This is a genomic window from Veillonella sp. CAG:933, from assembly GCF_000431435.1.
Taxonomy (GTDB): domain Bacteria; phylum Bacillota; class Negativicutes; order Veillonellales; family Veillonellaceae; genus Veillonella_A.
Map to the genome: position 1 here is coordinate 1 of NZ_HF986158.1, position 2,974 is coordinate 2,974.

Here is a 2,974-nt window from a genome sequence, read left to right on the forward strand (position 1 = left end):
TTTAGCGCCCCAAAATTTGACAAAGAGCCATTAAATATCATTCACATTGTTTCACGTGAAAAAAAAACGATTCGTCACCTTAATAACGAATCGTTTTTTTGTCATTCAATTAAAATAAGTTTAGTAAATTTAACAAAGGATTTCTATTACACGTGGTCAATCAGATATAAAACAGTCTGTATGTCATTAAGTGGCATAATATGAACACCTTGAGCTACTTTCTTTATGGCCAGCAATGTTTCCAAGGCGATTTCAAGTCCTGCCTCTTTGCCGCCTTTTTCCATACGGTCTAATATATCTTCCGTCAATGAAATTCCCGGCACCTTCGTATGAAGGTATGTGGCCATTTTAAAACTTTTCAAAGGAATGAGCCCTAACATAACCGGAATTCCTAAAGGAGCTACCATATCAATAAAACGTTTAGCCTTTTCTAAATCATAAATCGGTTGCGTCTGAATAAAATTAGCACCCGCTTCTACCTTGCGAATTATTTTAGCTTTTTCCTCTTCCAAGTCATCAGCCCCCGGATTACCGGTTGTGCCAATGTAAAAATTTGTTGGCACTTCAAGTTCATTACCGGCCAAGTCAAAACCGCTATTTAAAGTGTGAGCTATTTTCAACAAGCCCATAGAATCCACTTCAAAAATAGGTTTTGCATCAGGATGATCCCCTCTCGAAGGTTCATCACCGGTTAAGGTTAAAATATTATTAACGCCCAAAGCAGCGGCCCCTAAGAGTTCTGCCTGCAAGCCTAAAATATTTCTGTCGCGACAGGTCAGATGGAATATGGTATCAATCTGTGCCCGATATTTAATTAAATGAGCCAAAGCAATCGGACTCATGCGAAGTTTGGCCATCGGGCAATCAGCAATATTAATAGCATCCACTTTATCTAAAAGTTGTGCCGCTTCCTTAAAAGTTTTATTTGCCGAAGCACTTTTCGGCGGGTCCAATTCAACCGTAATGGTAAATTGTCCGGCTTTATGTTTTTCACGTAATGATGTAACCATCTAAATCCCCAACTCTCTCTTATAATTAAGTAATTTTTACCAGTCGAATATAATGCCGGGCATTCTCATACTATCCTCGGCATATTTAACGATAGCTGATAATAAGTAAAGAAATTATCAGTCGTCTCCAAGCAGTTTTTTAACAATATTAACGGCCGTAATCCCATCTTTAGCATACGAATCAGCCCCTGCCTTATCAGCATATTCCTGCGTAAGTACGGCACCGCCCACAAGAACCTTAGCCGGTAAACCTGCTTCGCGAATAGCTTCAATCGTCACGTCAATCATAGGCATCGTTGTTGTCATAAGTGAACAAATCCCTACGACCGTAGCATTTTCACGTTTAACGGCCGCTACAATTTCTTCCGGATCCACGTCTTTCCCCAAATCAACTACACGGTAACCGTTATTTTCGAGTAAAGCTGCTACGATATTTTTTCCTAAATCGTGAATATCACCTTTAACGGTCGCCACTATAACCGTATCTCGAGTTATGCCGCCGGAGTCCGGTAACACACGTTTAATGGTTTGGAAAGCACCTTGCATAGCTTCGGCAGCCAACATTACCTGTGGTAAAAAGACTTTACCGGCGCCGAATTTTTCCCCCACCACATTCATCGCTTCCGACAAGGCATGTTTTGTTATTTTCAAAGGATCAACACCATCAGCCAACGCCTTTTCTACTAATTCAATAACTAATTCTTTTTCCCCTTGTTCAACAGCATGCTGAATATTTTCTAAAGGATCATCACTGTTAAAAGAAACCGTGGCCACTTTTTTAGAAGCAGAACTTGTAACTGTACCTTCTTCGTCCAAGCCGTAATCGGCAATAAATTCAGCCGCGGCCGGATCAAAACCGAGTAATGTTCGTGCTGCCACAAAGGCTTTTTTTACAGTCGCATTTAAAGGATTAAGAATTGGTGCTGTCAAACCATGAGATACAGCCATTGTTAAAAATTGACTGTTTAAATATGGTCGTTGCGGCAAACCAAAGGACACATTGGATAAGCCCATAACCGTTGGAAAGCCGAATGTTTCTTTATACATCGCCAAGGTGCGAAGTGTTTGTACCGCACTGTCCTGACCACTTGCCAAAGTTAATACAAGCGGATCTAATAATAAATCCTGACTACGAAGACCATTCTCATAGGCGGCAAGTACAATTTCTTTAGCCAATTCCACTCTTTGTTCCGCCGTAGCCGGCAAATCACCACGGCCCAATGGTAAACATAAAAGGGTGGCCCCATAGCGTTTTGCTAAAGGCAATACTTGGGCCAATTGTTCCGGTTCCGCATTTACAGAGTTAATCAAAGGACGACCGGGATACATTTTTAAGCCCGCTTCCATCGCAGCCGCATCCATAGTATCAATGGAAAGGGGCACATCTACGAGCATACTGAGTTCCATAATAGCCCGTTTCATTATGGCCGCCGGATCTACATCAGGCACGCCCATATTAACATCCAATACAGCCGCACCGGCTGCCACTTGTGCCAAAGCATCACGTTTTACCATGGCAAAGCTGCCCTCTTTAATTTCTTTGGCCAATACTTTACGACCGGTCGGATTAATACGTTCACCGATAATAATCGGCTTTTCCGTATGCCCCACTTTAACAAAACCGGTACGACTGGTAAAGGCCGTAAACGGTGCAATTTCAGGTCGTTCTTTAGGTGTATGATTACCGGCCGCTTCAGCGATGGCTTTAATATGTAAAGGTGTACTGCCACAACAAGCACCCACATAGGTTGCCCCTGCATCAAGTAAGGCCGGTACATAAGAACCCATTTCTTCCGGCGATAAAGGGAATACCGTTTCCCGACCAACCAGCATCGGCATACCCGCATTTGGCTGAGCACTAATCGGCAAGTTAGTAACCGAAGCTAAGCGTTCAACTAACGGTATAAGCTGTTCCGGTCCTAAAGAACAATTAATACCTACCACATCGGCTCCCATGGCATCCA

Annotated in this window: 2 protein-coding genes; both read right to left on the reverse strand. The window is 42.6% G+C overall.

Annotated features, from left to right (window positions below; all coding sequences use genetic code 11):
• Window positions 1–146: 146 nt before the first annotated feature.
• Window positions 147–1,010: a methylenetetrahydrofolate reductase gene (locus QZL64_RS02420; protein WP_021840454.1), complete on the reverse strand. Its 864-nt coding sequence runs from the start codon at window positions 1,008–1,010 to the stop codon at window positions 147–149.
• A gap of 117 nt (window positions 1,011–1,127) precedes the next feature.
• Window positions 1,128–2,974: dihydropteroate synthase (locus QZL64_RS02425; protein ID WP_296309205.1), on the reverse strand; the 1,847-nt coding region annotated here is incomplete at its 5' end.

Excerpts from the sequence above, each read along its gene's own strand:
- QZL64_RS02420 (WP_021840454.1), bottom strand. The coding sequence starts at position 1,010 with ATGGTTACATCATTACGTGAAAAACATAAAGCCGGACAATTTACCATT.